1 rRNA gene is annotated in these 2,981 nt (G+C 53.0%); it reads right to left on the bottom strand.

Annotated features, from left to right (window positions below):
• Nucleotides 1-40: 40 nt before the first annotated feature.
• Nucleotides 41-2,977, bottom strand: a 23S ribosomal RNA gene (locus tag P8610_RS20280).
• Between the last annotated feature and the right edge of the window lie 4 nt (nucleotides 2,978-2,981).

Below are 2,981 nucleotides of genomic sequence, written 5' to 3'. Positions count from 1 at the left end.
CTCAAAACTAGATACGACGTTTCCAAACGTTATGCATTTTAAGGATAAGCCCTCGACCGATTAGTATCTGTCAGCTCCACGTGTCACCACGCTTCCACACCAGACCTATCAACCTCATCATCTCTAAGGGGTCTTACTCACTTAACGTGATGGGAAATCTCATCTTGAGGGGGGCTTCATGCTTAGATGCTTTCAGCACTTATCCCGTCCACACGTAGCTACCCAGCTATGCCCCTGGCGGAACAACTGGTACACCAGCGGTGTGTCCATCCCGGTCCTCTCGTACTAAGGACAGCTCCTCTCAAATTTCCTGCGCCCGCGACGGATAGGGACCGAACTGTCTCACGACGTTCTGAACCCAGCTCGCGTACCGCTTTAATGGGCGAACAGCCCAACCCTTGGGACCTACTTCAGCCCCAGGATGCGATGAGCCGACATCGAGGTGCCAAACCTCCCCGTCGATGTGGACTCTTGGGGGAGATAAGCCTGTTATCCCCAGGGTAGCTTTTATCCGTTGAGCGATGGCCCTTCCATGCGGAACCACCGGATCACTAAGCCCGACTTTCGTCCCTGCTCGACTTGTAGGTCTCGCAGTCAAGCTCCCTTGTGCCTTTACACTCTGCGAATGATTTCCAACCATTCTGAGGGAACCTTTGGGCGCCTCCGTTACTGTTTAGGAGGCGACCGCCCCAGTCAAACTGCCCGCCTGACACTGTCTCCGAACCGGATCACGGTTCAAGGTTAGAATTTCAATACAGCCAGGGTAGTATCCCACCGACGCCTCCACCGAAGCTGGCGCTCCGGCTTCTCAGGCTCCTACCTATCCTGTACAAGCTGTACCAAAATCCAATATCAAGCTGCAGTAAAGCTCCATGGGGTCTTTCCGTCCTGTCGCGGGTAACCTGCATCTTCACAGGTACTATAATTTCACCGGGTCTCTCGTTGAGACAGTATCCAAGTCGTTACACCTTTCGTGCGGGTCGGAACTTACCCGACAAGGAATTTCGCTACCTTAGGACCGTTATAGTTACGGCCGCCGTTTACTGGGGCTTCAATTCAGAGCTTCTCCGTAAGGATAACCCCTCCTCTTAACCTTCCAGCACCGGGCAGGTGTCAGCCCCTATACTTCACCTTGCGGTTTCGCAGAGACCTGTGTTTTTGCTAAACAGTCGCTTGGATCTATTCACTGCGGCTCTCTCGGGCGATAAACCCTATCAGAGCACCCCTTCTCCCGAAGTTACGGGGTCATTTTGCCGAGTTCCTTAACGAGAGTTCTCCCGATCATCTTAGGATTCTCTCCTCGCCTACCTGTGTCGGTTTGCGGTACGGGCACCTCTTTCCTCACTAGAGGCTTTTCTTGGCAGTGTAGGATCAGGGACTTCGGTACTAAAATTTCCCTCGCCATCACAGCTCAGCCTTCACGTTGGGCGGATTTGCCTACCCAACAGCCTAACTGCTTAGACGCACTATTCCATCAGTGCGCTCACCCTACCTTACTGCGTCCCCCCATTGTTCAAACGGAAAGGAGGTGGTACAGGAATATCAACCTGTTATCCATCGCCTACGCTTTTCAGCCTCGGCTTAGGCCCCGACTAACCCTGAGCGGACGAGCCTTCCTCAGGAAACCTTAGGCTTTCGATGGACAAGATTCTCACTTGTCTTTCGCTACTCATACCGGCATTCTCACTTCAAAGCGCTCCACCAGTCCTTCCGGTCTGACTTCGCTGCACTTCGAACGCTCCCCTACCCCTGTACCATACGGTACAAGCCATAGCTTCGGTGATACGTTTAGCCCCGTTACATTTTCGGCGCAGAGTCACTCGACCAGTGAGCTATTACGCACTCTTTAAATGGTGGCTGCTTCTAAGCCAACATCCTGGTTGTCTGGGCAACTCCACATCCTTTGCCACTTAACGTATACTTTGGGACCTTAGCTGATGGTCTGGGCTGTTTCCCTTTTGACTACGGATCTTATCACTCGCAGTCTGACTCCCGCGGATAATTCTCTGGCATTCGGAGTTTGACTGAATTCGGTAACCCTGTGGGGGCCCCTAGTCCAATCAGTGCTCTACCTCCAGGAATCTTGCCGCGAGGCTAGCCCTAAAGCTATTTCGGGGAGAACCAGCTATCTCCGTGTTCGATTGGCATTTCACCCCTACCCACACCTCATCCCCGCACTTTTCAACGTGCGTGGGTTCGGGCCTCCATTCAGTGTTACCTGAACTTCACCCTGGACATGGGTAGATCACACGGTTTCGGGTCTACGACCACGTACTATGTCGCCCTATTCAGACTCGCTTTCGCTGCGGCTCCGTCTTATCAACTTAACCTTGCACGGGATCGTAACTCGCCGGTTCATTCTACAAAAGGCACGCCGTCACCCGTTAATGGGCTCCGACTACTTGTAGGCACACGGTTTCAGGATCTATTTCACTCCCCTTCCGGGGTGCTTTTCACCTTTCCCTCACGGTACTGGTTCACTATCGGTCACTAGGGAGTATTTAGCCTTGGGAGATGGTCCTCCCGGATTCCGACGGGGTTTCACGTGTCCCGCCGTACTCAGGATCCACTCAGGAGAGAACGAAGTTTCAGCTACAGGGCTGTTACCTTCTTTGGCTGGCCTTTCCAGACCGCTTCACCTACTTCGTTCCTTTGTAACTCCATGTAGAGTGTCCTACAACCCCAGAGGGCAAGCCCTCTGGTTTGGGCTGTTTCCGTTTCGCTCGCCGCTACTCAGGAAATCGCATTTGCTTTCTCTTCCTCCGGGTACTTAGATGTTTCAGTTCCCCGGGTCTGCCTTCTCATACCCTATGTATTCAGATATGGATACCATCCCATTACGGATGGTGGGTTCCCCCATTCGGAAATCCCCGGATCAATGCTTACTTACAGCTCCCCGAGGCATATCGGTGTTCGTCCCGTCCTTCTTCGGCTCCTAGTGCCAAGGCATCCACCGTGCGCCCTTTCTAGCTTAACCTTAT

Source organism: Fictibacillus sp. UD, from assembly GCF_043558025.1.
In the GTDB taxonomy this organism is placed as follows: Bacteria; Bacillota; Bacilli; order Bacillales; family Fictibacillaceae; genus Fictibacillus.
Note: the sequence above shows the minus strand (reverse complement) of the source record. Positions and strands in the feature narration are given on the sequence as shown.